The 26,708-nt window shown below is 54.9% G+C and carries 21 protein-coding genes; 11 read left to right on the top strand and 10 right to left on the bottom strand.

The window, feature by feature from the left end:
- The first annotated feature begins 1 nt into the window (after position 1).
- A complete protein-coding gene (locus tag RHJ31_RS00860) occupies positions 2 to 3,001 on the top strand; it encodes a DEAD/DEAH box helicase (RefSeq protein WP_302677011.1) in 3,000 nt (999 codons plus the stop codon).
- On the opposite strand, the gene RHJ31_RS00855 is transcribed toward RHJ31_RS00860, so the two are convergent.
- Positions 2,998 to 3,780 carry a YaaW family protein gene (locus RHJ31_RS00855; RefSeq protein WP_190278036.1) on the bottom strand — a complete coding sequence of 261 codons (783 nt, stop codon included), beginning with the start codon at positions 3,778 to 3,780 and terminating at the stop codon, positions 2,998 to 3,000. The two genes, RHJ31_RS00860 and RHJ31_RS00855, sit on opposite strands and share 4 nt — an antisense overlap.
- Positions 3,781 to 3,963: 183 nt before the next feature.
- Between RHJ31_RS00855 and ccsB the strand changes: the two genes are divergently transcribed.
- Together ccsB and tilS are read left to right on the top strand one after the other, a co-directional pair.
- Positions 3,964 to 4,923: a c-type cytochrome biogenesis protein CcsB gene (gene ccsB, locus RHJ31_RS00850; protein ID WP_302677010.1), complete on the top strand. Its 960-nt coding sequence runs from the start codon at positions 3,964 to 3,966 to the stop codon at positions 4,921 to 4,923.
- Positions 4,924 to 4,936: 13 nt separating this feature from the next.
- Positions 4,937 to 5,971, top strand: a complete 1,035-nt coding sequence (gene tilS, locus RHJ31_RS00845; protein ID WP_302677009.1) for a tRNA lysidine(34) synthetase TilS — start codon at positions 4,937 to 4,939, stop codon at positions 5,969 to 5,971.
- On the opposite strand, the gene RHJ31_RS00840 is transcribed toward tilS, so the two are convergent.
- The 3 genes from RHJ31_RS00840 to RHJ31_RS00830 form a co-directional block, all read right to left on the bottom strand.
- The gene (locus RHJ31_RS00840) at positions 5,892 to 8,327 is read right to left on the bottom strand and encodes a DNA topoisomerase (ATP-hydrolyzing) subunit A (protein WP_302677008.1); all 2,436 of its coding nucleotides are present in this window, start codon (positions 8,325 to 8,327) and stop codon (positions 5,892 to 5,894) included. The two genes, tilS and RHJ31_RS00840, sit on opposite strands and share 80 nt — an antisense overlap.
- Positions 8,328 to 8,390: 63 nt before the next feature.
- The gene (locus RHJ31_RS00835; protein WP_302677007.1) at positions 8,391 to 11,525 is read right to left on the bottom strand and encodes an efflux RND transporter permease subunit; all 3,135 of its coding nucleotides are present in this window, start codon (positions 11,523 to 11,525) and stop codon (positions 8,391 to 8,393) included.
- A 6-nt stretch (positions 11,526 to 11,531) separates the two neighbouring features.
- On the bottom strand, positions 11,532 to 12,740 hold the full coding sequence (locus RHJ31_RS00830) for an efflux RND transporter periplasmic adaptor subunit (RefSeq protein ID WP_206200649.1): 1,209 nt from the start codon (positions 12,738 to 12,740) through the stop codon (positions 11,532 to 11,534).
- A gap of 277 nt (positions 12,741 to 13,017) precedes the next feature.
- Here RHJ31_RS00830 and infC point away from each other — a divergent pair, with 277 nt between their 5' ends.
- A complete protein-coding gene (gene infC, locus RHJ31_RS00825; protein WP_225901679.1) occupies positions 13,018 to 13,512 on the top strand; it encodes a translation initiation factor IF-3 in 495 nt (164 codons plus the stop codon).
- A 17-nt stretch (positions 13,513 to 13,529) separates the two neighbouring features.
- Complete coding sequence (locus RHJ31_RS00820; RefSeq protein ID WP_302677006.1) at positions 13,530 to 14,273, top strand: M50 family metallopeptidase; 744 nt, start codon at positions 13,530 to 13,532, stop codon at positions 14,271 to 14,273.
- Here RHJ31_RS00820 and RHJ31_RS00815 read toward each other — a convergent pair.
- The 5 genes from RHJ31_RS00815 to RHJ31_RS00795 form a co-directional block, all read right to left on the bottom strand.
- Entirely contained in the window at positions 14,266 to 15,168 is a 903-nt protein-coding gene (locus RHJ31_RS00815) for a tRNA (5-methylaminomethyl-2-thiouridine)(34)-methyltransferase MnmD (protein ID WP_302677005.1), read from the bottom strand. The genes RHJ31_RS00820 and RHJ31_RS00815 overlap by 8 nt on opposite strands.
- Positions 15,168 to 15,821, bottom strand: coding sequence for an FHA domain-containing protein (locus RHJ31_RS00810; protein ID WP_302677004.1), 654 nt, complete (start codon positions 15,819 to 15,821; stop codon positions 15,168 to 15,170). The genes RHJ31_RS00815 and RHJ31_RS00810 overlap by 1 nt, the downstream gene beginning before the upstream one ends.
- A gap of 276 nt (positions 15,822 to 16,097) precedes the next feature.
- Positions 16,098 to 18,434, bottom strand: coding sequence for an NAD-binding protein (locus tag RHJ31_RS00805; protein WP_302677003.1), 2,337 nt, complete (start codon positions 18,432 to 18,434; stop codon positions 16,098 to 16,100).
- A 6-nt stretch (positions 18,435 to 18,440) separates the two neighbouring features.
- The gene (gene cobW, locus RHJ31_RS00800) at positions 18,441 to 19,457 is read right to left on the bottom strand and encodes a cobalamin biosynthesis protein CobW (protein WP_302677002.1); all 1,017 of its coding nucleotides are present in this window, start codon (positions 19,455 to 19,457) and stop codon (positions 18,441 to 18,443) included.
- A gap of 4 nt (positions 19,458 to 19,461) precedes the next feature.
- Complete coding sequence (locus RHJ31_RS00795; protein WP_302677001.1) at positions 19,462 to 20,925, bottom strand: FAD-linked oxidase C-terminal domain-containing protein; 1,464 nt, start codon at positions 20,923 to 20,925, stop codon at positions 19,462 to 19,464.
- 186 nt (positions 20,926 to 21,111) lie between these two features.
- Between RHJ31_RS00795 and RHJ31_RS00790 the strand changes: the two genes are divergently transcribed.
- From RHJ31_RS00790 to RHJ31_RS00780, 3 genes are all read left to right on the top strand, one after another.
- The gene (locus RHJ31_RS00790; RefSeq protein WP_024124642.1) at positions 21,112 to 21,810 is read left to right on the top strand and encodes an MBL fold metallo-hydrolase; all 699 of its coding nucleotides are present in this window, start codon (positions 21,112 to 21,114) and stop codon (positions 21,808 to 21,810) included.
- Between the two features lie 63 nt (positions 21,811 to 21,873).
- Positions 21,874 to 22,416 (top strand): rhodanese-like domain-containing protein, encoded by a 543-nt coding sequence (locus tag RHJ31_RS00785; protein WP_302677000.1) that lies wholly within the window; start codon positions 21,874 to 21,876, stop codon positions 22,414 to 22,416.
- 3 nt (positions 22,417 to 22,419) lie between these two features.
- Complete coding sequence (locus tag RHJ31_RS00780; RefSeq protein WP_302676999.1) at positions 22,420 to 23,307, top strand: sulfite exporter TauE/SafE family protein; 888 nt, start codon at positions 22,420 to 22,422, stop codon at positions 23,305 to 23,307.
- Here the strand turns inward: RHJ31_RS00780 and rbfA are convergent.
- The gene (gene rbfA / locus RHJ31_RS00775; RefSeq protein ID WP_149820016.1) at positions 23,304 to 23,690 is read right to left on the bottom strand and encodes a 30S ribosome-binding factor RbfA; all 387 of its coding nucleotides are present in this window, start codon (positions 23,688 to 23,690) and stop codon (positions 23,304 to 23,306) included. The genes RHJ31_RS00780 and rbfA overlap by 4 nt on opposite strands.
- On the opposite strand from rbfA, the gene RHJ31_RS00770 reads away from it, so the two are divergent.
- The 3 genes from RHJ31_RS00770 to psbC all read left to right on the top strand — a co-directional run bounded on the left by RHJ31_RS00770 (position 23,689) and on the right by psbC (position 26,651).
- Positions 23,689 to 23,823 (top strand): hypothetical protein, encoded by a 135-nt coding sequence (locus RHJ31_RS00770; protein WP_302676998.1) that lies wholly within the window; start codon positions 23,689 to 23,691, stop codon positions 23,821 to 23,823. The genes rbfA and RHJ31_RS00770 overlap by 2 nt on opposite strands.
- A gap of 400 nt (positions 23,824 to 24,223) precedes the next feature.
- Positions 24,224 to 25,282, top strand: coding sequence for a photosystem II D2 protein (photosystem q(a) protein) (psbD, locus tag RHJ31_RS00765; protein WP_206199695.1), 1,059 nt, complete (start codon positions 24,224 to 24,226; stop codon positions 25,280 to 25,282).
- On the top strand, positions 25,266 to 26,651 hold the full coding sequence (psbC, locus tag RHJ31_RS00760) for a photosystem II reaction center protein CP43 (RefSeq protein WP_190278038.1): 1,386 nt from the start codon (positions 25,266 to 25,268) through the stop codon (positions 26,649 to 26,651). The genes psbD and psbC overlap by 17 nt, the downstream gene beginning before the upstream one ends.
- The last annotated feature ends 57 nt before the right edge of the window (positions 26,652 to 26,708 follow it).

The raw sequence follows: 26,708 nt of genomic DNA, 5'->3' as shown, positions 1-26,708 counted from the left end.
CATGGCTGTTTTCCATGGGACGTGGCTGGCAACGCCGACGCCGCGCTTTTTTGTATGGGCAGAAGAATGGCGATCGCTCACTCAGGCAATCACGCCTTGGGTTCCGACTGCTGTGCCTGTTTATCCCTATGCCACCCAACTGAAGACACCTCCGCTGGTCAAGGCCAGTCCGAGTGTTGCCTATGCTGCTTTGCCCGCACAGATTCAGGAGCATCACCTATTACCGCCTCCCCTAGCGGAAGTCAACGGCGAACCGCTGTTTCTCTGGCAGGTGCCGGGTTGGGCGATTCCTGCCTCAGGGGTTTTAGAGCAACTACATCAACTGGGTCTTCAGGGTCGCGAAAGCGCTGCTATTGGCGATGATCTGCGCTATTGGCTGCACGTTAGTCGCTGGTTACTGGATTTAATTGTGCGCGGCCAATACTTGCCTACGGCTGAAGGGTGGCGGATTCTGCTCACCCATGGGGGCGATCGCGATCGCTTTCGGCAATTTAGCCAACGGATGCCGCATTTATGTCGCTGTTATCAAACTGATGCCACGGCGCTGCGGTTTCCGCCCCATGCCACCGATCTATTGGCAGATTTTCTGCACCACACCTTGCAGGGCTATCTCCACACTGCCCTTGCCGCCCTAGAGTTACCCAAAGTGGGCTTGGCTAAGGAGCATAGTCACTGGCTGACTTTCCTCAAAACAGGGCAAGCAACGGAACTGCCGCCTTCTTTTGTGGAACGGCTCCAACGTTGGCAAGAACCCTACCGCGAGCAGTTGGATCTGCGCCCCCAATGGCGCTTGGCACTGCAACTGGTGCCCCCAGATACTGCCGAGGGTGATTGGCGCTTGGCCTTTGGCCTACAAACGGAGGGCGAAACGGAAACGATGCTGGCGGCAGCCGAGATTTGGCAATGTACGCAAGAGTCCCTCCTCTATCACGGACAAGTGCTCTGGCAGCCCCAAGAAACCCTGCTGCGGGGACTGGGTTTGGCCTCACGCATTTATCGTCCCCTCGATCGCAGTCTCCAAGAACCCTCCCCTGTGGGTCTGACGCTGCAAACCACGGAAGTTTATGCCTTCTTGCAAAGTGCCATTCCGCTCCTTGAGCAGCAGGGGGTTGCAATTATTGTGCCGCCGAGTTTGCGCCGCAATAGCGCCCAGCATCGCTTGGGTCTGAGGATGATTGCTTCATTGCCGCCCACCGCCACCAGCGGCTTGAGTATTGAGAGCTTGATGCAGTTTCAGTGGCAATTACAGTTGGGGCAGCATCCCCTCTCGGAAGCAGATTTTGATCAACTGCGCCGCCAAGAGAGTCCCCTTGTTTATCTCAATGGTGAGTGGGTGCTGCTGCGTCCCCAAGAGGTCAAGGCCGCTCAAGAGTTTCTCCAGTCTCCCCAAAAGACCCAGCTCTCCCTTGCCGATACGCTGCGCATTGCCACCGGGGATACGGTAACGGTGGCCAAGTTACCCATTCTTGGTTTAGACGCCAATGCTGCCCTTCAGGCACTACTCGATGGCCTCACGGGTAAACAAACCCTTGATCCAGTGCCGACACCGCAGGAATTTTGTGGTGAACTGCGTCCCTACCAAGCGCGAGGGGTGGCGTGGTTGAGTTTCTTGGAACGCTGGCGGTTGGGGGCTTGCTTGGCCGATGATATGGGCTTAGGGAAAACGATTCAACTGTTGGCCTTTTTGCTCCACCTCAAGGAAGCAGGACGTGCCTACCGACCGACACTGTTGATTTGTCCCACCTCGGTACTGGGCAACTGGCTACGGGAGTGCCAAAAATTTGCACCGACATTGCGTGCCTACGTCCACCACGGCAGCGATCGCCCCAAGGGCAAGGCATTTCTGAAAAACGTCGAAACTCACGATCTGATTCTCACCAGTTATGCCCTCCTGCAGCGCGATCGCGCCACCTTGCAACAGGTGTCATGGCAGCATCTGGTCCTCGATGAAGCCCAAAACATCAAGAATGCCAACACCCAGCAGTCCCAAGCGGCACGGGAACTCTCCGCCCAGTTTCGCATTGCCCTGACGGGAACCCCCCTAGAAAACCGTCTCCTTGAACTCTGGTCGATTATGGACTTTCTGCATCCGGGGTACTTGGGCAATCGCACCTACTTTCAGCACCGCTATGTGCGACCCATTGAACGCTATGGTGACACTACCTCCCTCAACGCCCTGCGCACCTATGTTCAGCCCTTCATTCTACGGCGCCTGAAAACTGACCGCAGCATTATCCAAGACCTGCCCGAAAAACAGGAGATGCTGGTCTATTGCGGTCTCACCCTAGAGCAGATGCAGCTTTACACTGCGGTGGTGGAAGACTCCCTTGCTGCCATTGAAAATAGTGAAGGTATCCAGCGGCGCGGCCATATCTTGGCTACGCTGACCAAACTCAAGCAAATCTGTAACCATCCCGCCCAGTATCTCAAGCAGGAAGACTATGCCCCCGATCGCTCGGGCAAGTTGCAACGCCTGATAGAAATGTTGCAAGAGCTTCAGGAAGTGGGCGATCGCGCCCTTGTCTTTACCCAATTTGCCGAATTTGGCACCCACCTGAAAACCTATCTCGAAAAGGCGCTACAGCAGGAGATCTTTTTCCTGTCGGGACGCACCCCCAAAGCGCAGCGAGAACTCATGGTGGAACGCTTTCAGCACGATCCTGAGGCACCCACGGTCTTTATCCTTTCCCTAAAAGCGGGGGGCGTGGGCTTAAATCTCACCCGTGCCAATCATGTCTTTCACTACGATCGCTGGTGGAACCCCGCGGTTGAAAATCAGGCCAGCGATCGCGCCTTCCGCATTGGCCAAGCCCGCACTGTCCAAATCCACAAATTTGTCTGCACGGGTACCCTTGAAGAAAAGATCCACGAGCAAATTGAGCAGAAAAAAGCGCTTGCGGACATGATTGTGGGCAGTGGCGAACAGTGGTTAACCGAACTCAACCTCGATCAACTGCGGCAACTGCTCACCCTGGACAAAGAGCGGATGATCACACTCTAGGCCATTGCCCACTGGGATGCCTGCTCACCGCGTAGGAGGCGAATTTGGGCGATCGCGAAAATGGTGGGAATAATGCGCGCATAGTTGGTGGAAATGGCACGCCAACCCAAGTCGGCAATAAACCACACCCACAAAGCTGTACTGGCAAAGGCTAAGACGCTGCGACCGAGGGCAAATTTAGCGGCTCCCACGGCAGCGCCCCGAGACACCAAGGGAGTGATGGAGAGCTTGTACCCAGCAAAGTGAATGGCAAATTGACGAGCCACCTGCTGCACCACCATGGAGCGGACAACAGAACTGATGGCGATCGCCGCGCCTCCCTCTAGGATCAGGCGTACAGTTTCCATAGAAATCGGGTGGCCGTTGCGCAGTTCGGGCAAGCTATCTTGGATTTGGGCAGCCAAGACCTTGCGATCCTCATCCCCCAGCTTTTTCCACATCCGCTGCAACACATTCAAGAAGATTTCCATTTCCAGTTCGGGGACTGTCCAACTGGGGGAAAACTTAATTTTCAGATAGCGACAGACCCGCATCAACGTTTGCCGATAGCTGATTTGCTGTGCTTTGCCCTTGAGTACTGTCAGACCATCTGCCGCCAAAAAGCGAAACCGCTCCTCAATATCATCGAGCCATGCTTGGCGATCCTGAGCTTGGACGGCAATGGGATCCGGCGTTGTGAGATAGTCCAAGGGATTGAGCCGACGACGAAACAGAATTTCTGTTAGGTCTTGCAACTCCTCCTCCGTCGCCAATTCCAGCGCAGCCCGTAGCTCGTTCATGGGGTTCTCGCTCCAGCAGCAGCACAATAGAACATGATGATTCTTCACCCCTGATTATAGGGATTCAGGCTGAAATTGTGGTACAGCCCTTTTCACAAGAATGGGAAATGCGCCACTATCCCAGAAAAGCACGGTTCGGACAGTACAATACAAAAGAGTAGCAGGCTGGCAAAATAAAAAGCTATGGATTTATTAACCCTAGAAGGTTGGCTCGATAACAGTGCCTTTGCGGTGCTTTTGATCACGATGTTGCTCTACTGGTGTGGGGCAGCGTTTCCCCAATGGCCTGTTCTCACGGCTGCGGGTCGCACGGGGATGGCGATCGCCAATCTCTGTATTACGGGCCTGCTGGCGGCGCGTTGGATTGAGGGGGGCTACTTTCCCATCAGCAATCTCTATGAATCCCTCTTTTTCCTGTGCTGGGGTTTGACAGCCATGCACTTTGTCGCCGAGTCCATCAGTGGCCAGCGCCTTGTGGGGGTTGTTACTGCACCCGTTGCCATGGGAATTACTGCCTTTGCGGCTCTCTCGCTCCCCCCGGAAATGCAGCAGTCAGCGCCTCTGGTGCCTGCCCTGAAGTCGAACTGGTTAATGATGCACGTCAGTGTGATGATGCTCAGCTATGCCACGTTGATGGTGGGGTCACTGCTGGCGATCGCCTTCCTAGTGGTCACATGGGGCAAACCCGTCAGCCTTAAGGGCAGCTCTGTGGGCACAGGCAGCTTCCGCAGTCGCGCGCCAGAACCTTCCTTAGAACCCTCGACTGGGGGCGGCGGCACCACGGTACTCACCCAACCCACCCTGCAATTGAGTTTGCAACGCCTCACCTTGGCTGAGACCCTCGATAACTTGAGCTACCGCATGATTGGTCTTGGCTTCCCACTGCTAACCATCGGCATTATCTCTGGTGCGGTCTGGGCAAATGAGGCTTGGGGGGCGCCTTGGAGTTGGGATCCCAAAGAAACTTGGGCACTGATTGTCTGGCTGGTGTATGCTGCTTATCTCCATGCCCGTATTACCCGTGATTGGCAGGGGCGCAAGCCGGCGATTCTCGCCACCGTTGGCTTTGGGGTGGTCTGGGTGTGCTACTTGGGGGTGAACCTGCTGGGGAAAGGTCTGCACTCCTACGGTTGGTTTTTCTAGCGGTTTTTTGCCCGTGTGGGGCATCTACCACGCCCGCCTGCATACCACCTTAAAAACCCAACAATGGCTCCCTGTGGGGTCACGAATTCTGATTGCTCTATCGGGGGGGCAAGATTCCGTTTGTTTAACGCGCCTGCTATTGGATCTACAGCCCTACTGGCAGTGGTTTTTGGTGGTTGTCCACTGTGATCACCGCTGGCGGGCAGATAGCGCTGCCAATGCAAATTTTGTCCAAGCGCTAGCGCAGCAATGGCACCTGCCCTGTGAGGTGGTGAGTGCCCCTGAGATGCCCAAAACTGAGGCCGCAGCCCGTTCATGGCGTTACCAAGTCTTTGAGACCGTGGCCAAGGCGTTGGATTGCACCCATGTGGTGACCGCCCACACCCAGAGCGATCGCGCCGAAAGTCTCCTACTACATCTACTGCGCGGCACCAGCCCCGATGGCCTAGCCACCCTCTTACCTAGCCGTGCTTTGGGTGCGATTCGGTTAGTACGTCCACTCCTAGGGATGACGCGAGCGGAAACGGCTGCCTTTTGCCAAACCTACGGGTTACCCGTCTGGCAGGATGCAACGAACCACCATCTCAACTATCGCCGCAATCGGCTGCGTTTGGAGTTAATTCCCTATCTGCAAGCGCACTTTAATCCGAATGTGGAAGAGGTGCTTGCCCAAACCGCTGAACTGCTGGCTAGCGATCGCGCCTATTTCGAAGCTGAGGTGGAGCGTCTTTCCCCCACCGTGATCCGCGAGCATCCCCCTGCCTTGGAGCGGCTGCGCCTACGGGAATTGCCCCTTGCGCTGCAACGCCGCTTGATCCAGCAATTTTTGCGTCAGCACCTGAAACGGGGCATTGATTTCAGCCTAATTGAAGCGGTGCGTCCTCTGATCACGGCAGGTAATGGCAGCCAAACCTCAACGCTGCCGGGGGGGTACCACCTGCGGGTCTGTGGTCAGTGGCTTGAACTGATCAGGCCAACGGCACCACCGCCTGAATCTGTTCCTGCGGATCAAGGGGAGCGATCGCCACCCCCACCGCCTCTTTATTGAGGATGGGGATCTCCTCGCCGTTGGTGATCCAAGCTCGCTCTTGGTTCGTCACCAGTGCCAGGGGGCTACCGCCACGGCCAATGCCCGCCAAGCGATCCGCTTTTTGCCGCAGGGGCATCGCCAACTGGCCTAAATGACCAAGGGGCACAACTTCCATTAGGGGCAGCGGCACTTGTTTACCAAGGCCTGAAGCAGTAATGAGGATCACATTCTCCAGTTCCGACAGGGCGATCGCCCCCACCAAGGTTTCTTGCCCACTGAGGCGCACCGCCGCTTGACCTGGATTCAGCCGCCCCAAAGCGGGAATGTCGGGGATGAAAAAGTGAAAGACCCGCCCCCGCGAGGTGGCCAACACTAAGTGATCCGTATCTGCAGGCAGTACCCAACCGAGGGCATCCCCCGCCTTAAGTTTTGTGAGTTGCAGACCCCGTCCGCTCAGGTCTTGCAGATCTGAGATTGGAATGACCTTAATGCGGCCTTGATGCGTCAGCAAAATCAGCTTCTCTGCTGGGGGTTGACTGGGCACGACCGTCAGGAGGGTTTCCCCTTGCGCCGACTCCGGCAAGAGAGTCAGCAGCGGTTGCCCGCGATCGCTCTCACGGCGGCTGGTAACGGGTAATCGCTCTACGGGCAATGGATACACCTTGCCACTTTCCGTAAACACCCACAGGCGATCGCTAGCCTGTACCGAGAAGGCCAAGGGCAATGGCTCTGACCACGGTAGCCACGTTTGCCACTGGAGACTCCCCCGACTGCGCTGGGACAGACAGCGCCCGTAACCGCGATGATTCACTTCGACCCAGAGGGGCGTATCGTCACGATCATTGGTCTCCACGGCGGTGGGGGGCGGCGACGCTGCCGTGAGGATTTGAGTGCGGCGGGGATCGGCAAAGGCTTTCTTTAACTGCCGCAATTCTTTCTTCAGTGCCTTGAGGCGCTCAGGACGCTGGCTAATCAGGGTTGCCAACTGGGCAATCCGCGCTTGTAGCTCCGCCTGTTCCCGTTCTAGGTCTTGGCGCTCCTGTTGAGTGAGGCGGCGTAGGGGCATGGCAATCAGGGCACTGGCTTGGCGATCGCTCAAACCCAAGCGGGTCATCAATTCCCGCTGAGCAGTACTGCCATCCGCTGCCGATCGCAAAATCTCAATCACCTGATCCACGGCATTGAGGCCGATTAAGAGTCCCGTCACCACATGCTGGCGGGCTTGAGCTGTTTCGAGATCATGGCGATATTGCCGTAGCAGGGTCTGCTCGCGAAATTGCAGAAACTCACTGAGAATCTCCTTGAGGGAGAGTTGGCGGGGTTGATTGCCCACCAGTGCCATCAAGTTGATGCCATAGGTTACTTGTAGGGCCGTCAGGCGGTAGAGTTGCTCCAAGAGTTGTGCCGCTGAGGCATCCCGCTTCAGTTCAATGACCACCCGCAGCCCCTCGCGATCGCTTTCGTCCCGCAGATCGGCAATGCCCTCAAGGCGACCTTGATTCACCAAATCCGCCACCTTCTCAATCCATGCCGCCTTATTCACCTGATAGGGTAGCTCTGTCACCACAATGGCTTGGCGACGGTGGCGGCCGCGTCCGGGCTGAATATCCTCAAGGGTGGCCACCCCCCGCAGGGTGATCGTCCCTCGACCCGTGGCGTAGGCGCGCAGCAATGCTGCCCCATCCACAATCACACCCCCCGTGGGAAAGTCCGGTCCCGGCAGGTGGGTGAGCAGTTCCTCTAGGGAGAGATGGGGACGGTCAATAAGCGCAATCAGAGCATCCACCACTTCCCCCAGATTGTGGGGTGGAATGTTTGTGGCCATGCCCACAGCAATTCCCGTTGCGCCATTCAACAGCAAAATCGGCAGTTGCGCCGGCAGCACCAATGGCTCCTCTTGGGAACTGTCAAAGTTGGGGACAAAATCCACAATGGCGTCGCTGATATTCTCCAGTAGCGTGCGGTGGGCGATCGCTGCCAAGCGCGTTTCCGTGTAGCGCATTGCCGCCGCAGGATCATCATCAATGGAGCCAAAATTGCCATGCCCTGCCAAGAGGGGATAGCGACTGCTAAAGGGCTGCACCAAGCGCACCAGTGCCTCATAGACCGCTTGATCCCCATGGGGGTGATATTTCCCCAGCACATCCCCCACCACCCGTGCACACTTGCGAAAGGGGCGATCGGGCGTCAACCCCAACTCATACATGGCATAGAGAATCCGCCGATGCACTGGTTTTAGCCCATCCCGCACATCTGGTAGTGCCCGCCCCACAATCACACTCATGGCGTACTCCAGATAGGAGCGTTGCATTTCACTGTGCAGTGGTGTTGGGATCACCTGTCCAGAGGTCAGCAAATCCAGTTGTTTGGGCATGATCACGAGCGAGCCAAAGGATCATTCCCCACGATACAAGAGTTTTGCGAATTGTAAAGTAAGTTAAGACTCCGTTGGGGTTGCTTCCTCAAGCTTCTCCTTGGTCAGCCGCGCCACTAGTTCCTTAATGAGGATGTAAATGATCGGCACCACAAAGAAACTGAGAAATGTGGCTGCAAGCATGCCGCCTGTGACACTTGTTCCCAAGGAGTGACGGGATTTTGCCCCAGCACCCGTAGCAATGACCAGCGGGAAGATGCCCAGAATAAAGGAGATGGCCGTCATCAAAATGGGGCGCAGCCGTTCCTCGGCGGCATAGATCACCGACTTGACAATGGACGTGCCCTTGCTTTCGCGAATTTGGTTGGCAAACTCCACAATCAGAATTGCATTCTTACTGGCGAGGCCAATCAGCATCACCAAACCAATTTGGCAAAATACATCATTACTCAGCCCCCGCAACCACTGTGCCAACAAAGCGCCCATGATCGCCAAAGGCACCGAAAGGATAATGATCAAGGGGTCAATATAGCTTTCGTACTGCGCCGAGAGCACGAGGAACACAAACACGAGACCAAGGCCAAAAATCAACGGTGCTTGGCCTGCGGAGCGGGTGGACTCTAGGGATAACCCCGTCCAGCTATAGCCGATGCCATTGGGGAGAACCTCCTGAGCCAAGGATGCCATTGTCATCATCGCTTGACTATCACTGAGGGGTGGCACATTTTGACCAGTCACCTCCGCCGAACGGAACAAGTTATGGTGATAAATAATCGGCGGTGCCGAGACCTGTTCAATCGTGACAAGATTACTGAGGGGAATGAGCGCATTTTGCTCCGAGCGTACATAGATGCGGTTGATGTCATCGGGATTCGCGCGAAACTGCTTATCCGCCTGCACAATCACTTGGTAACTGCGGGCAAAAATCGTGAATTGGTTAACGTATAACGACCCCAAGTAAATCTGCATGGCATTAAAAATGTCCTTGAGGGGAATCCCCAAGGCAAGGGCGCGGGTGCGATCGACCGTTACATTTAACTGGGGGGCATTAATGGCAAAGGGGGTATTCACTGACACAAGGCCGGGGGTTGCATTGGCTTTGAGGATTAGCTCGTTCACTGAACTCGCAAGGGCTTCAAGGCCGATACCCTGCTGATCCATCACCTGCATATCAAAGCCGCCAAGGCCGCTGCCACCAAGGTTAATGGTCGGCACATTGGATGAAAACACCACTGCTCCGAGTTCACCCACGACGGCCTTCTGAAACTGGGGCAGCAACTGATCAAGGGTTGGCCGCTGTGACCAAGGCTTGAGACTCGTAAAGATAATCCCCTTGTCTGAACCTATGCCGAAGAAGCTAAAGCCGCCAATGGCAAAGGTATGTTCGACCACTGGATTTTGGGCGATCGCGTCCGCTGCTTTGAAGACAATATTGCTCGTGTATTCGAGGGACACCCCCTGAGGCGATTGCACAAGGGTAACAAAATAACCTTGATCCTCTTGGGGGACAAAGCCACCGGGAACAATCTGAAATAGCCCGTAGGTCACCCCCAGCAGTGCCACAAAGCCTGCCAGCACCCAGTATTTTAGGCGCACGACCACAGTCAGGTTGCGTTCATAGCCCCGCCGCATTGTATCGAGAAAGCGGTTAATCCAGCGAAACAAAATAAAGTTCGCCATCGGGGGGCGTTCCCGCCGCAGGAGCAGGGCGCACAAAGGGGGAGAGAGGGTTAAAGCATTAAACGTAGAAAGGGCGATCGCAAAAACAATCGTCAAAGCAAACTGCTGATAGAGCCGCCCAGTGACCCCCGGAAAAAAGGCCACAGGGATAAAGACCGCCATCATTACCAACGAGGTGGCAATCAGTGCCCCTGTCACTTCCTCCATCGAGCGACTGGCAGCTTCTTGGGGGGTCATGCCCTCGTCTTCCATGAGACGGGTGACATTTTCCACGACCACAATGGCATCATCCACCACCAGCCCCGTGGCCAACACCAGACCAAACATGGTCAAGCTATTGATTGAGAAGTCAAAAGCCTTCATAAAGGCAAAGGTGCCCACCAAGGAAACGGGAATCGTGATCGAGGGAATGATCGTGGCACGCCAATCCTGCAAGAACAAAAAGATCACGGCAATGACAAGGATGATGGCTACAATGAGTGTAATGACCACCTCTTTGATTGATTCCTGTACCGCATCCGTGGTGCTAAATCCCACGCTCCACTTCAGACCGGGGGGAAATTTCTCAGCTAAAACAGCCATCTCCGCTTCGACAGCGCGGGCAATGTCGAGGGCATTAGCACCACTGAGTTGATAGATACCAATCCCAACGGCGTCACGGCCATCAAACTGAAAGTTGGTGTTGTAGTTTTGTGCCCCTAGCTCGGTGCGACCGACATCGCGAATGCGAATCACAGAACCATCGTCGCCGCGCTGAATAATAATGTCGGCAAACTCTTCTTCTGAGGCCAAGCGACTTTGGGCTTGAATGGAAATTTGAAACTCCTGTCCCTCTGGTGCTGGGGGGGCACCAATAATCCCGGCTCCCACTTGGACATTTTGATCGGAGAGGGCACGCACCACATCCTGAGCCGTCAGACCGCGACTGGCTAAGCGATTGGGATCAAGCCAAATCCGCATGGCATAGGTGCGTTGACCAAAGACCTGAACCTGCCCTACCCCGTTCAGACGTTGCAGGGGTTGCACCACGTAGAGGGTCGCGTAGTTACTAATGAATGTGGCGTCGTAGTTGTATCCCTCCCCTGGGTATAGGGCTAAGGCCAAAACAATCTGATTTGTGGATTTGCTGACATTTACCCCAGTGTTGATGACCTCTGGTGGCAGTTGGGAGGTGACTGATGCCACTAAGTTATTCACATCCACCGCTGCAATGTTTTGGTCATAGCCCTCAGTGAAGGTGATCGTGATATTGCTGTTGCCAAAGCTGTCACTGGTGGAGTCAATGTAATCCATCCCCTCCACGCCATTAATTTGCGTTTCTAAGATCGTGGTGACATTCGTTTCAACGGTTTCAGCGTTGGCACCTGCATAGTTGGCAGACACCTGAATTGTTGGCGGTGTAACGTTAGGGTAATACTCAATGGGCAGCGTTGGCAGCGCGATCGTCCCCACCAAAATAATCAGCAGAGAACAAACCGTGGCAAAAACCGGGCGCTTAATAAAAAAATCGCTAATCATGCTCTTTTAGGACTCAGGAGTAATGGGCACACCATCGCGCAAGCGCTGAATTCCCGAGACAACAATTTGCTCTCCCGGTTTGAGGCCTTCAAAAACTTGATATCTATTTCCTTGGATTGCCCCCACTTGAATGGGCTTTTGTTTGGCAATCATTTTGCCCTCGGCGTCTTTTTCGGCCACAAAGACAAAGTTTTGCCCGGCAAGATTGGATACCGCCGTGGTCGGCACCAAAATCCCCGGTTGCTGATCGAGAATAATGCGGGCTTGAATTTGTTGATCGGCACGGAGATTATTCCGCGTATTGTCGTAGAGCGCTTTCACTAAAATGGTTTGGGTATTGTTTGTGGTATTGGGGGCAATGAAAAAGACAGAACTCGTACCGACGGCATTGCCATTCATGTCTATTAATTCCACCGGCGTCCCCATCCGAATGCGGGGGATTTGCTCAATGGGCACTTGGATATAGACTTCTAGGGGTTGATTTGAAGTCAGGGTAAGGAGGTCGGTTTGGGGCGTTACAAAATCGCCCACTTTGGGGGGAATATTGCCGACAACACCACTAAAGGGAGCACGCACCTGAAACCAATTCAGGACAACGGCCTGCTGCTGGGCATTGGCTTGGGCAGCCAAGAGAGCTTTTTCTAACTGGGCAATGGTAGCCTGTTGGGCACGAATATCCGCCTCGGTTTGTTGGAGTGCTGCTTGGGCAGTGCGAAAGCTGGTGATGAAGGATTGCGCTTGTTCTTTGGAAACAGCCCCTTCTTCAAAGAGTGCTGTATAGCGTTGCGCTTGAATCCGATTGAACTCTACGGTGGCCAGATTGGAGCGGCGCTGGGCTTCAAGGGCGCGGAGGATCGAGCGGGCATTCTCTACATTGGCTTGGGCAGATTGAATTGCGGCTAAATTGCTGGCCACAACGGCTTGCTGTTCTGAGGGGTCAATAAGAATGAGGGGCTGGCCTTGAGTGACAAACTGGCCGTTTTGAACATTGATTTGGGCGATTCGACCCGAAACTTGGGGTTGTAGCGTGATCGACTCACGGGATTGCAAAGAGGCATTGTAAACAGCGGTTTGCGAAAGGGTTTCCGTTTGAACCGCCGCAAGTTTCACCCGTGCCGCTGGTGGGGGAGCCGTTGCCTTTGGTTGGCCACAGGCGGTAGCAAGGAAGCAAAGACTGCCTAGGAGAGCTGACGTGAACAGTTGCCGTTGCACCATACCTCAGACCTTACAATGTCACCCAGAGTGGGCAATAAATATCCTCAGTCTAGCCTAGAGGCCCCTATGGCGAGTGCTGCTTTAATAATTAGTTTCTGTGTATCTAGGCGAAATCGAGAATAGCTCCTATTGGCAATCCTCCGCTAAGATGTAGAGCAAGGGGCAGGGGGTCATTGCTGGCTCACCTTAGAGGCTAGGACAGTCCTTGCACCAACCTTTATCAACGACAGTACAGGTACCAGTGGCTCTTACCAAGAAAACACAGCAAGAACAACCCATGATTAATGAGCGCATCCGTTTTCCTCGGGTGCGGGTGGTGGATAGTGATGGTTCCCAATTGGGGATTATGTCGTCTCAAGAGGCGATCGCGATCGCCCGTGAAAAGGAGCTTGATCTTGTTCTCGTCAGTGACAAGGCAGATCCACCCGTTTGCAAAATTATTGACTACGGCAAGTTTCGCTTTGAGCAGGAGAAGAAGGCGCGGGAAGCCCGCAAAAAGCAGCACACCTCCGATGTCAAAGAGGTGAAGATGCGCTACAAAATCGAAGAACACGATTACAACGTTTGCATCAACCGCGCCGAGCGTTTCCTTAAGGCTGGAGACAAGGTGAAGGCCACTGTGACCTTTCGCGGGCGGGAAATTCAACACGCCCACCTAGCCGAAGAACTCCTCAACCGTATGGCCAATGACCTGCAAGCGGTGGCCGAAGTGCAGCAGGCACCCAAGCAAGAGGGGCGCAATATGATCATGTTTTTGGCACCGAAGCGGTAATCCATGCTGGGGAGCGTATGTTTGGCTATCGTCCAGACCCCAAATCTACCCCGCTGGATATTTCAGACCCTGAGAAACCTCGTTCGGCACTGCTGCTAGCGATCGCCGCCCTTGTCACGATTCTTCTTTGGCAGATTCCCTTGGGGAACTATCTGCTGTATCCCTTTACAATCTTGGCCACATGGTTCCACGAGATGGGGCATGGCCTCACGGCGATTCTGTTGGGGGGCTACTTTCGCGAATTAGTCATCTATCCCAGTGGTTCAGGATTTGCGCGCTATGGGGGCGAGGTGCTGCTGGGCAATTTGGGACATGGCTTAGTCGCCATTGGCGGACCTCTAGGACCCGCGATCGCTGGCAGTGTCTTTATTTTGTCGAGCCGCTCTCATCGCGCCACAGATATTTGCCTCAAAGCCCTAGGAATCATTATTCTCGCCTCAGTGCTGCTGTGGGTGCGATCGCTCTTTGGCATTGTCTTCATGACATTGGTGGGGATTGCCATTCTGCTGGTGGCCTATCGCGGCAATCGCTGGCTCAAGGGGATTTCGATTCAATTCCTTGGGGTGCAAGCCTGTATTAGCACATTTCAGCAGGTGGACTACCTCTTTACCTATGCCATGCCGGGGGGGCAGCTTTCCGATACAGGGCTTCTCCAACGGTACCTCTGGCTCCCCTATTGGCTGTGGGGGGCGCTGATTTCTGTGATGACCTTGGGGTTGCTGCTGTGGAGTCTCAAGGTGGCCTATACTCGCCCTAAGTAATGCCCCAGCGGTGTCGCCAACGACTGGTGGATTCACGGTTAGCGGTTTGTTGCTCCGCTTGGCGGCGCGATCGAATCATCTCCGCACTATCCCGCAGGTGGGGATCGCGGTAGGGAATACCCGCACGGGTTTGCAAATGTTCCTGCTCCATCAGCGACAGCGGAATAAGCTGATCGGCTTGCCAGCGAGCCACGGTGCCCTGTGCCCACTCATGACTCTGCTGGGGGGCAACAAGTGGTAGCGTTCCAATGTGTAACCCCGCTGCCTGTAAAGCGGCACGGACGGCTGCGGCACGACAGTAGGTGGCCAAATGCCCCGTTGGTGCCAGACACTGAGCCACCAGACGCAGAAATTCCACTGTCCAGAGTTGCGGACAGCGCTGGGGTGAAAAGGGATCAAGAAAAATGGCATCTGCTTGGAATCCTTGGCGAACAAGCTCTTGAATGGTTTGGCGAGCATCCCCAATTAAAAGCTGTGCCTCACAGTGGGGGGTGGTCACCTGCTGTTGCTGAGCCAATCCCTCAAGAATCGTTTGAACCGATGCTGGCCAAGGGGGCATGACTGCTAAGGCTGCTTGGGGAACGCCCAGATCCAGTTCTAAGCCAATAACTGTAACTTGACAGGTGGGATTGTGCTGCCAAATCACCTCTAACGCAGCGGCGGTGTTGTAGCCCAAACCATAGCAGATGTCCAAAAGGCGCAGATGAGACGCTTGGGCTTTGCGGGGCAAATCGGTGGCGATCGCGAACTTTTCAAAGGCTTCTTGACGCGCTCCCCCAAGGCTATGGAACGTTTCGCCAAACTCTGGAGAAAAAAACGTAAAAGAACCATCCGCCGTTGGTTGCGGCTGCCAGATTGAGTTTAGGGCAGGAGCTAAGTTTTGGGAATAGGCCATCACTGCACTTGCGTGGGAGTTTCCGGTTGGGGGGCAGGTGGTCGATTTATGATCACAACGCCAATTCCCGCGATCAAAAGAACAACGACGATGCCGCCAACAATCAGTAACCAAGGGGGAGAGGATTTAGGGGCGGGTGCTGACGCTGGGGTAGCATTGGCTGGCAGCGATGGGGGCGTGGCATTAAATTCCGTTTCTTCTTCTGATTTTTTATCGTCTGCACCTTCCTCAGCTTGGGTAATCGTTGAGGTCATGGGCACGGCCTTAATGCTGTGATAGTTGACGCTCTTCAAATACTTGATAAACTCCGCCTCCCCCATGGACACAGTGGCATAGTGCGCCTTAACGGAACCGCCAAAGTTAATCTCATCTCCATCTTTTAGCTCATGACTTTGCACCCGCTGGCCATTCACTAGGATACCGTTGGCACTGGGTCTACCCTCAGCATTGCCATCCACGACGCGGTAGCGATAGCCATTTGGTGAAGGAATCCGCAGCAGCAGCGCGTGTTGCCGTGAGACACCGTGACCATGAATCACGATCGCATTGGTGACATCGCGGCCAATGGAGTAGGTTGCCGCCTCCAAAGGGATCGTGCGCTTACCTGTTTCGTCCTCAATGTTGAGTAGATGGTGCTGACGGTTACCACTCATGGGAACAACTTAGATTAATTGACGATTGTTAATCAATATCTTAGCCTGAGGGCTAGAATTCCCAAAGATACTACAAAAGCTAAGGGCAACGATCATCCCGTATCAATAAGAGGCTCAGAAACTAGAACCTACGGTGTGGCATTAACGCCGCTGTGCCAATGGTTGTGCCTTCAAGATAGAGGGGCTGACGGCGCATAGTGTCCTAACCAACACAACAAACGCATGAGCCCTCCCCCATGGCATCGGTTGGGGTGAAAAGGTGAAGCCGATTTTCACCTACGCGGTTTCCTGATCCACCAAGGGAAAGAGGCGCACGGGGGCGAGGGCTTGCAATTGTTGACCGAGGCGAAAGGCTTGGGGTTCATAAAGTACAAGAGTCAGTGTCGCAGGCAGTTGCTGGATAAAGGTGCGCGATCGCGGCAGGGGCAGACCCGTAATCTTGGTGATCAGATTGCCAATTTCTAGGGCAGCTTCCGCGTTGCGAGGATGACCGACCCAAAGCCGCCAGAGACGGCGGGGCGCCATTTTGCCCTGTTCAATGCGCCGTAGGCCATCAATGGTTGCTAAAACAATCAGGCGATCGCCCACCGTGAGTTGCAGCGTATCACTGGGCAAAAACTGATGACTGATCTCACCGCCGAGAAACTGCTCATGGCGATTGTAGAAAATGGGGATGACTGCATAACCATAGGCCACCTCACCAATCAACTTGCCCTCAAGGGTGTCGCCGGCAGTAACGGTGTAATCGGCAATCAGTACCGTCTGCTGGTCAATTTGAAACAGACCCAACATTGTTTCGCCAAAGGCGGCACCGGCAAAGGCCTCAGCAGCAAGGGCATAGGCACAGAGGGGGCGGGCACGCGGTAGGAGATCCCGCAGATCATTAGTGAGGCTGGGATCATAGATGCCAATGACCAACCCAATGGGGGATTCCCGCTGCTCCGTGGCTTGACGAGCAATGAGGGCTGCCTCTAGGTTCAACATTTCATCGGCAGTGGTGAGAACCACACTTTTGGCGGTCTCCAAATGGGCTTGGGGAAGCTTTTCTGGAATGTTGCCAAGGAGCATGGGCAGGTCTTCAAAAAGCTGAGTTTGCTCTGGGTTGTCCACCAGTAGCACAAGGGGTTGACGGAAGGCACGTAGGATTTGCACCACCTGTTGACCAATGCGATCTAAGCCAACAACAATCACGTGATCCGCCGTGGGCAGGGGGGGACGTTTCTTGAGAAAGTCAAACCGCGCTTGCAGCAGCTTTTCCGCCAAAAGTCCCAAGACACCGACAATAAAGAGGAGGCTGACGATCGCCACCAAAATACAGACCACCAGCAGCCAAGGGGGAATCGGATCGTTTTCTAGCCCGCCAAAGACATCGCCAAAGCCCCCCAGCAGGAGAATAAAGCCGGCAGCAAAGGCCTTTTGCCATGTGAGTTCGGGGACGTTGTAGCGCAGCAGGATCGCGGTCACAAGCCACAGACCACTGCCCATCCAAAGGCCATTGAAGATCAACTCACGAGAGCGATCGCCATGGAGCCACTGCCAGAATTGTTCTACCTGCTCAGGCAGTTGGCGCACCTGCTGAATGCGGCGCTGGATGGGATTGGGGTCAGGGATGGGCAAGGATTTCACCACTTCTACCCGTTCAATCCAAATCGGGCGATCGCCCACCGCAAAGCACAAATCCGGCGGCCAATGGTTAAAGAGGCGGTGGGGGCGCGTTGGCTGGAAGATTGAGGATTGGGCATGGCACGAGCGCACACTAATGAGGCGTTGGTGACGGCGTTGCCAGCGATGGACAGGGGTACCCACCAGAGGACTGTCGGCGGTGATGGGTTGTTGAAAGACGCGAAACTGCTGCCCCTCAATCGTAAACGCAGCAAGGATATTTTCCTCAAGGGCTGCAAGGGCGAAGGCAGGAGCTGGTAGTTCGGTAGGATTGAGCGCCACAAAGCTCCCTAGTTTTTTCTCTAGGAGGGCATTGAGATTATCGCGACTAGAGCGCACCACAAGATGGACATCGGGATTTAAGCGCCGAGCCACAATCGCCGTCGCAATATTGGTGGCCTCATCACTGGTCACCGCCAGTAAGGTACGACAGCGATCAATCCCAGCCACTTTCAGAACCGCCTCCTGCCGGCAATCACCGATGATCACAGGTTCACTGAGCAACTCCGTCAACTGCGGAATTTCCCACTCAATGTTGGCGTGGCGTTCAATGGCACGAATCTCTAGAGCCAAATGCTCACCGGCAAAGCGGCGCAGACTTTGGATACAAAATTGCCCCAAACTGCCAAGGCCGCAGATAATAAAGCGATCGCCCGCAGTCGTTTCACCTATTTGAGTGGCCTGCGGTGTGGCTGAGGCAACAGACCAAGATGTCCACCAGTAGGGAAACGGTTGACGAGGCTCAGCAGCAAAAATCAGAACACTACCCCGTTGCCACTGCTGCCAAAGGGTCTTGCCCCACCTAGATAGGCGATCTAAATCTGTTGGCTCTAAAGTGGTCGATTCAACCCAGATGCTGAGGTGGCGATCGCCGATATCAATGAACCACGTTGCCCTGCTACCCAATAGTTGGTGCAGTTGGCGGTCAATGACATCCTCAAGGCTGGCCATAGCCTCCTAGCCAAAATGGGACAGCAACTCCTGTTGATCCAACTGACGACCAATCACCACCACACGGGTTTGGCGTGGCTCTGCCACTTGCCACAGGCGATCGTAAAACAAGTCTAACCGTTGACCCACCCCTTGCACCACCAGACGCATGGGTTTGCCCTCAATGGCCGCAAATCCCTTAATGCGGTAAATGTCAGGTACTTGCAGCAAGCGCTCTAGGGATTGCCGCAGGCGCTGAAGATCGCAACTGCCCAGCTCTAAACAAATGGCTTGAATCTCTGCATCGTGCTCATGATCCTCCTCAAAATCATGGTGACTGGGTCGCTGCCCCAAGTCTTCCTCCACCGCTGCATTAAATCCCAGCAGCAGATCCGCCGGCACCTGTCCTTGGTGAGCCGCCAGCAGCTTAATCCGTGGGGGCAATTGAGTGCGCAGTTCAGCGATGAGCAGCTCTACCTGATCGGGAGTCAGTTGATCCGCCTTGCTGAGGATGACCAAGTCGGCACAGGCCAGTTGATCGTTAAAGAGTTCCTCAAGGGGGGTGTCCTCATGCGCCAAGCTAGGATCGGCTGCCTTTTGGGCAAAGAGCGCCTCCAGATCAGCACTCACTTGACCGGCTGCCAAGGCAACGCCATCTACCACTGTCACCACTCCATCGACGGTTGCGGCATGGCGCACCTGCGGCCAACGAAAAGCCATCACGAGCGGCTTGGGTAAGGCAAGTCCAGAGGTTTCAATGACAATGTGATCAATCTCCTGCCGCCGTGCCAAGAGGGTTTGCATGGTGGGCAAAAATTCCTCCTGCACTGTGCAACAGAGGCACCCATTGGTGAGTTCCCAGATGCCCGCTGTGCGATCGCAACAGGACTGCAAAAGTTCGCCATCAATACCGACATCACCAAATTCATTCACAATCACGGCAATGCGCCTGCCCGCTGCATTCTGAAGCAACTGCCGAATTAGGGTGGTTTTACCGCTCCCTAGAAAACCCGTGATAATCGTGACTGGAATTTTTGCACTCATTTTGCTAAAAGGCCTCAATACCGGCAAAATCTTGAAGTTGATGGGCGGCTTCGCCACAGGTGCGGGGTGTGGGAAACACCTTTTCGGGGTTGGCAAGGCGTTTGGGATCAAAAGCGGAGCGCACCTGCTGCATCGTTTCTAAATCTGCTGGGCTAAACATCTCACCCATGAAACAGGCCTTATCGCTACCAATCCCGTGTTCACCGGAAATGCTGCCCCCCAAGCGCACACAGAGCTTGAGGATTTCACCGCCTAGAGCCTCCACCTCGGCAAGGGCGCCCGGCACTGCCTGATCGTAGAGAATCAAGGGATGCAGATTGCCATCCCCAGCGTGGAAAACATTGGCAATGCGATAGCCACTGCGCTGACTCAGTTGTTCAATTTCCTTGAGGACGGTGGCCAGTTGACTGCGAGGAATCACCCCATCTTGGACAAAATAATTGGGACTGAGACGACCAGCAGCCGCAAAAGCCGCTTTGCGCCCTTTCCAAAGGCGGAGGCGATCTTCAGCCTCTGTGGCCACGGTAACTTGGCGTGCCCCCTGTTCATAGCAAATGCGTGTGACGCGCTCCTGCAAAATGGGCACTTCGGCATCTAGGCCATCCACTTCCACTAGGAGTACGGCGCCAGCATCGCGGGGGTAGCAATTGGTGGCCACCACATCCTCAACGGCATTGATACTGAGGTTGTCCATGATTTCCATGCCAGCGGGAATAATCCCCGCCCGAATAATCGCGGAAACCGTTTCTCCCGCTGCTTCAATCGTGGTGAAGTCCGCCAATAGCACGGCGATCGCCTCCGCCTGTTTGAGAATCCGCAGCCGAATTTCTGTGGCAATTCCCAGCGTCCCTTCGGAGCCAACAAAGACACCCATGAGATCGTAGCCGGGCATTTCTGGAGCCGCACCCCCCAGTTCAACAATCTCACCATTGGGCAACACCACCGTCAGTCCCAGCACATGATTCGTGGTCACGCCATACTTCAGGCAGTGGACGCCCCCAGAGTTTTCAGCGACATTGCCGCCAATGGAACAAATAATTTGACTGGAGGGATCCGGGGCATAGTAAAAGCCCTGATCGGCAACGGCTTGCGTTACCCAAGCATTGATTACCCCTGGCTGCACAACCACCTGCTGGTTGGCCAGATCAATCTCTAGAATCTGGTTCATGCGGGAGGTGACGATGAGAATCCCCTCAGTGTGGGGTAAGGCTCCCCCCGATAGCCCTGTCCCTGAACCGCGGGCAACAAAGGGAATCCGATAGCGATCGCACACCTTGAGGATGGCAGAGACTTGGGCAGTGGTTTGCGGTAGCACGACCAGTTTGGGTCGTTGCCGATACATGGATAGCCCATCGCACTCATACACAAGGGCTTCTGCTGCATCACTGATGACGCTCCCCTTGCCGACAATGGCTGTTAGCTCCTCTGTGACCCGCTGCCAAGGGGTAATTTGCTGTAGTGTGGACATCCCCAGTGCTCTAAACCGCCTTCTCCTATCGTAAATGGGTCTGTTGCCTCAGGAATGGGACTAGGGGGCATTTGACATTTATTTACTAGATAGTTATAAAATTATATTTAGATTGACTAGGCTAAAGTCGTCACCGTTTTAAGTCTGAACGAGTCCCCTCACGCGATACCCCATAAGGAGTCCGTTATGCTGTTTCGCCAACTTTTTGACTACGACACTTGGACCTATTCTTACCTGATTGCCGATGAAGCCACGGGTGAGGCCGCCTTGGTGGATAGTGTCCTTGAGCAGGTGGATCGGGATGTGCAGTTAATTGAGCAATTGGGGTTGAAACTGCGCTACTGCCTCGAAACCCATGTCCACGCCGACCACATTACCGGGGCGGGCAAAGTCCGCGAACGCACAGGCTGCAAAACCCTTGTGCCCGAAAATGCCCATGTGGACTGCGCCGATGGCTATATTAAAGACGGTGAAGTGATTCACGTCGGTAGCATTCCGATTCAGGCGATCGCCACCTTGGGGCACACCGATAGCCACATGGCCTTCCTCGTGAATGGTACCCACCTGCTGACGGGGGATTCCCTCTTTATCCGTGGCTGTGGGCGCACTGACTTCCAAAGTGGCGATGCAGGCGCAATGTACGATGCGGTAACACAGCGGCTCTTTACGCTCCCAGACACCACATTGGTCTATCCCGGCCATGACTATCGCGGTCACACCGTTTCCACCATTGGTGAAGAAAAACGCTTTAATCCCCGCTTTGTCGGTCGCGATCGCCAGCAGTTCATTGAGTTCATGGCCAACCTGAACTTGCCGGATCCTAAGAAAATTATGGAAGCGGTGCCCGCTAACCAACAGTGTGGCATGGTTGCCGCTGCCGTCTAGTCCTTTGACCCCTGATCGCTCCTGTCTAGCCAACCTTGAGTAACCACTTGAGAACCAACGACGATGACCACAACAACGACTGAGTCTCCCCTCATTTCTGCGGCTGAACTGCACGATGCCCTGCAACGCCAGCAGGTACTGCTCATTGATGTGCGGGAGCCAAGCGAATACAACAATGCCCACATTCCGGGAGCGCTGCTCTGTCCTTTGGCCAATGTGAAGGAACTTGAACCCGCCTGTAATTCTGACACCCCGGTGGTGCTCTACTGTGAATCTGGCCGGCGATCGCGCATGGCCTGCGAAATCCTTGCCAGTCGGGGGTTCGCAAATCTGAAAAACCTTGAAGGGGGCATTCAACGCTGGAAACAGGGGGGCTATCCGATCACGGGTGCGGTTAGTGCGCCCATCAGCCTGATGCGGCAGGTGCAAATTGTGGCCGGCAGTCTGATTCTCACGGGAGTGATCTTGGGCTTTACCGTCAATCCGGGATTCTTCTTCCTGTCGGGCTTTGTCGGTGCCGGTTTGGTCTTTGCCGGTGTCACCGGTACCTGTGCCCTAGCGCGGGTTTTGGCACTGCTGCCCTTCAATCGCCCACAGGTGAAATAACCCATGCTGAGCTACTGGATAGGGCATGGGCTGGCGATCGCCATCGGCTTGAGTCTGGGTCTATTGGGGGGCGGCGGTTCTGTCCTTGCCCTGCCAGTGCTGGTCTATGTCATGGGCATTGAAACCAAGGTCGCGATCCCGATGACGCTTGTGATTGTCGGCAGCGTCAGTTTACTGGCAGTCATTCCCCAGTGGCGGCGCGGCTACGTTAATTTGCGTCTGGCACTGATTTTTGGTTCGGCAACCATGATGGGTGCCTATCTTGGGGCACGACTGGCAGCCTTGCCTTGGATTACCGATACGGTGCAACTCTTACTTTTTGCCGTTGCCATGATGGTGGCGGCTATTTTAATGATTCGGCGGCAACAGCGTCCCCCTGCCCCTGAACTCACCCCGCCGGAACGTTCCCTTGAGAGCCAGCTCTATGCTCCTCCAGTCTGTAAGTACTGTTGGCTGTGGCTACCCACCGAAGGCATTGGTGTGGGTATTCTGACGGGGTTGGTGGGGGTTGGTGGGGGCTTTGCCATTGTGCCTGCCCTTGTTTTATTGGGCAAAATTCCAATGCGGCAGGCGATCGGCACCTCACTGCTGATTATCACCGCCAATTCCGTGGCTGCGGTTTGGGGCTATCTGGGCACGGTTAGCTTGGATCCCCGCTTAACCCTGACCCTCACCTTAGCCGCCGCTAGCGGTTCTGTTATCGGTAGCTATCTCAGTCACGGCATTTCTGCCAAGCGACTTCAGCAGGGCTTTGGTTACTTCTTAATTGGCATTGCGGCCTTTGTGATCCTGAAAACCCTACTGGCACCTCCCCAGCGCAGCAAAAGCTCCTCCCTACCGCCGAGGCACTACCTTACTGCATCGGTTCCCGCAAGACCAAGCCGCACCTAAGACGCTGTTTCAGGAGTCTCTGCAGCACTCTGCTGTTGCCCAATTTGATTCAGTAGCGAAAGAACGCGACTGCCCCGTTCCAGCGATCGATCCTCAATAAAGACGACCTCCGGTGTCCGCCGCAGGCGAATGCGCTGCCCCAATTCCCGTCGCACAAAGCCTGAAGCCGCTTTCAAGCCGGCCATGGTTGAGCGCCGTACCTCATCGGTGCTGTAGATACTGACGAAGATCTTGGCGTGCTGCAAATCACCGGAAACTTCCACATCGGTGACACTGACCATGCCCGCCCCCACGCGCTCATCGCGGATTTCATACATTAACAACTGGCTCACTTCCCGTTTGATTAATTCTGCTACCCGTGCCACCCGTCGTTCGGTCGCCATGGCGGGCCTCCTTTTCTCGGTTGTTGGCAAAGACTATCCTGCACCTCTCCTATCTTATCAAGACAGCTATCCCTCTGTTTCTGGCGGGTGGGCGATCGCTCAAGACTTTTATGGCAGCAACCGCTGGCAGTAGTGTTACAAAAGTTAACATTTCTTGCTGACGTTCTCTGCCAGTTGAGGCCTGAATTTCCTGCTCTCTTGCCAGATTGCCACCCCTGCTCAAAAATGAGAAAGCTGAGAAGCTAGGCAACAATCACCTTGATATTTCGTAAGAATTCCGCTATCACGTTAATATAGTTCTCCCGCAGCAAATGCTGATGGGAAGCTTAACCTACCCTTGGTGAACGCCAACAGCAACTAGGTAAAACCACCTACTAGCTCAAGCGTTAGCGAGGGATGGGTTTCTTATTTATGAAGCCAAATTAACAGGATGCTGGAGCGATCGCTCCTAAGTTTTAGAGAGCCGATCACGCCCTACCAGCAACTGTAAGGTTCTAAATCTGGCATCTATATCTGCAAGAGGATTTAATTCCATGACGATCGCAATTGGACGAGCGCCAGCAGAACGGGGATGGTTCGACATCCTCGACGACTGGCTCAAGCGTGACAGATTTGTCTTTGTCGGCTGGTCAGGCATCCTGCTGTTTCCCTGCGCCTACCTTGCCCTCGGTGGCTGGCTGACCGGTACCACCTTTGTGACCTCTTGGTACACCCACGGCCTCGCCTCCAGCTACCTCGAAGGCTGCAACTTCCTCACCGTTGCCGTTTCCACCCCCGCCAACAGCATGGGGCACTCCCTCCTGCTCCTCTGGGGGCCTGAAGCCCAAGGGGACTTCACCCGCTGGTGCCAACTGGGCGGTCTGTGGACCTTTATCGCCCTCCACGGCGCCTTTGGCCTCATTGGCTTCATGCTGCGGCAATTTGAAATTGCTCGCTTGGTGGGCATCCGTCCCTACAACGCCATTGCCTTCAGTGCCCCCATTGCCGTTTTTGTCAGCGTCTTCTTGATGTATCCCTTGGGGCAATCCAGTTGGTTCTTTGCCCCCAGCTTTGGCGTGGCTGCCATCTTCCGCTTCCTCCTGTTCTTCCAAGGGTTCCACAACTGGACTTTGAACCCCTTCCACATGATGGGGGTGGCCGGTGTGCTCGGCGGTGCCCTGTTGTGTGCCATCCACGGTGCCACAGTGGAGAACACCCTCTTCCAAGATGGCGAAGGCGCCAGCACTTTCCGTGCCTTTAGCCCCACCCAATCGGAAGAGACCTACTCGATGGTGACGGCCAACCGGTTCTGGAGCCAAATTTTTGGCATTGCCTTCTCGAACAAGCGCTGGTTGCACTTTTTCATGTTGTTTGTGCCCGTGACGGGGCTGTGGATGAGTGCGATTGGCGTGGTGGGTCTGGCGTTGAACCTGCGGTCTTACGACTTTATTTCGCAGGAGATTCGGGCAGCGGAAGACCCTGAGTTTGAGACGTTCTACACGAAGAACCTGCTCTTGAACGAGGGCATTCGCGCTTGGATGGCGCCCCAAGACCAACCCCATGAAAACTTTGTCTTCCCAGAAGAGGTACTCCCCCGTGGTAACGCTCTCTAGTAACTCGATTTTTGCCACCAATCGCGACCAAGAATCCTCCGGTTTCGCGTGGTGGGCCGGTAATGCTCGTCTGATTAATCTCTCCGGCAAACTCTTGGGTGCTCACGTCGCCCACGCTGGCCTGATCGTTTTCTGGGCCGGTGCCATGACCCTGTTCGAGTTGGCTCACTTCATTCCTGAGAAGCCAATGTACGAGCAAGGGCTGATCCTCATTCCCCACATTGCCACCCTTGGTTGGGGCGTTGGCCCTGGGGGTGAAGTCGTGGACACCTTCCCCTTCTTTGTGGTCGGGGTGGTGCACCTGATTTCCTCTGCTGTTCTCGGCTTTGGTGGGGTTTACCATGCCATTCGTGGCCCTGAAACCCTTGAGGAATACTCCTCCTTCTTTGGCTACGACTGGAAAGATAAAAACAAAATGACGACGATCCTCGGTTTCCACCTGATCGTTCTCGGTATTGGTGCCCTGCTGTTGGTGGCCAAAGCCATGTTCTTTGGTGGCCTCTATGACACTTGGGCACCCGGCGGTGGCGATGTCCGCGTCATTACCAACCCCACCCTTGACCCCACAGTGATCTTTGGCTACCTGCTGAAGTCTCCCTTTGGCGGTGAGGGCTGGATCGTCAGCGTCAACAACCTTGAGGACGTTGTCGGTGGTCACATTTGGATCGGTTTGATCTGCATTGCTGGTGGTATCTGGCACATTCTGACGACGCCCTTTGGTTGGGCACGCCGTGCCTTTATCTGGTCTGGGGAAGCCTATCTGTCCTATAGCTTGGGCGCCCTGTCCATGATGGGCTTCATTGCCACCTGCTTTGTTTGGTTCAACAACACGGTCTATCCCAGTGAATTCTATGGTCCTACGGGTCCAGAGGCCTCTCAGGCTCAGGCAATGACCTTCTTGATCCGTGACCAAAAATTGGGTGCGAACGTCGGTTCGGCTCAAGGCCCCACCGGTCTTGGTAAATACCTGATGCGCTCTCCCACGGGTGAAATTATCTTCGGTGGTGAAACAATGCGCTTCTGGGATTTCCGTGGTCCTTGGTTGGAGCCGTTGCGCGGTCCCAATGGTCTTGACCTCAACAAGATCAAAAATGACATTCAGCCTTGGCAAGAGCGTCGTGCCGCTGAGTACATGACCCATGCCCCTCTGGGTTCTTTGAACTCCGTGGGTGGTGTGGCCACCGAAATCAACTCGGTGAACTTCGTGTCACCCCGCTCTTGGCTGGCTACGTCCCACTTTGTCTTGGCCTTCTTCTTCCTAGTGGGTCACCTGTGGCATGCTGGTCGTGCCCGTGCGGCGGCGGCTGGTTTCGAAAAGGGGATTGACCGTGAGTCTGAACCCGTACTCTCGATGCCGAGCCTTGATTAGAGTCACTGACCTCATCTAACCAAACTCAATCCTCCTAGGCTCCCATCTACAGATGGG

It is taken from the genome of Thermosynechococcus sp. JY1331, from assembly GCF_031583475.1.
Classification (GTDB): domain Bacteria; phylum Cyanobacteriota; class Cyanobacteriia; order Thermosynechococcales; family Thermosynechococcaceae; genus Thermosynechococcus.
Note: the sequence above shows the minus strand (reverse complement) of the source record. Positions and strands in the feature narration are given on the sequence as shown.

Coding starts and splice junctions, on each gene's coding strand:
- RHJ31_RS00855 (WP_190278036.1), bottom strand. CDS start 3,780: ATGAACGAGCTACGGGCTGCGCTGGAATTGGCGACGGAGGAGGAGTTG.
- RHJ31_RS00810 (WP_302677004.1), bottom strand. CDS start 15,821: ATGAGTGGTAACCGTCAGCACCATCTACTCAACATTGAGGACGAAACA.
- RHJ31_RS00860 (WP_302677011.1), top strand. CDS start 2: ATGGCTGTTTTCCATGGGACGTGGCTGGCAACGCCGACGCCGCGCTTT.
- ccsB (WP_302677010.1), top strand. CDS start 3,964: ATGGATTTATTAACCCTAGAAGGTTGGCTCGATAACAGTGCCTTTGCG.
- RHJ31_RS00820 (WP_302677006.1), top strand. CDS start 13,530: ATGTTTGGCTATCGTCCAGACCCCAAATCTACCCCGCTGGATATTTCA.
- rbfA (WP_149820016.1), bottom strand. CDS start 23,690: ATGGCGACCGAACGACGGGTGGCACGGGTAGCAGAATTAATCAAACGG.
- RHJ31_RS00785 (WP_302677000.1), top strand. CDS start 21,874: ATGACCACAACAACGACTGAGTCTCCCCTCATTTCTGCGGCTGAACTG.
- RHJ31_RS00835 (WP_302677007.1), bottom strand. CDS start 11,525: ATGATTAGCGATTTTTTTATTAAGCGCCCGGTTTTTGCCACGGTTTGT.
- cobW (WP_302677002.1), bottom strand. CDS start 19,457: ATGAGTGCAAAAATTCCAGTCACGATTATCACGGGTTTTCTAGGGAGC.
- RHJ31_RS00815 (WP_302677005.1), bottom strand. CDS start 15,168: ATGGCCTATTCCCAAAACTTAGCTCCTGCCCTAAACTCAATCTGGCAG.
- RHJ31_RS00770 (WP_302676998.1), top strand. CDS start 23,689: ATGGCGGGCCTCCTTTTCTCGGTTGTTGGCAAAGACTATCCTGCACCT.
- RHJ31_RS00840 (WP_302677008.1), bottom strand. CDS start 8,327: ATGCCCAAACAACTGGATTTGCTGACCTCTGGACAGGTGATCCCAACA.
- infC (WP_225901679.1), top strand. CDS start 13,018: ATGATTAATGAGCGCATCCGTTTTCCTCGGGTGCGGGTGGTGGATAGT.
- RHJ31_RS00830 (WP_206200649.1), bottom strand. CDS start 12,740: ATGGTGCAACGGCAACTGTTCACGTCAGCTCTCCTAGGCAGTCTTTGC.
- RHJ31_RS00795 (WP_302677001.1), bottom strand. CDS start 20,925: ATGTCCACACTACAGCAAATTACCCCTTGGCAGCGGGTCACAGAGGAG.
- RHJ31_RS00805 (WP_302677003.1), bottom strand. CDS start 18,434: ATGGCCAGCCTTGAGGATGTCATTGACCGCCAACTGCACCAACTATTG.
- RHJ31_RS00780 (WP_302676999.1), top strand. CDS start 22,420: ATGCTGAGCTACTGGATAGGGCATGGGCTGGCGATCGCCATCGGCTTG.
- RHJ31_RS00790 (WP_024124642.1), top strand. CDS start 21,112: ATGCTGTTTCGCCAACTTTTTGACTACGACACTTGGACCTATTCTTAC.
- psbD (WP_206199695.1), top strand. CDS start 24,224: ATGACGATCGCAATTGGACGAGCGCCAGCAGAACGGGGATGGTTCGAC.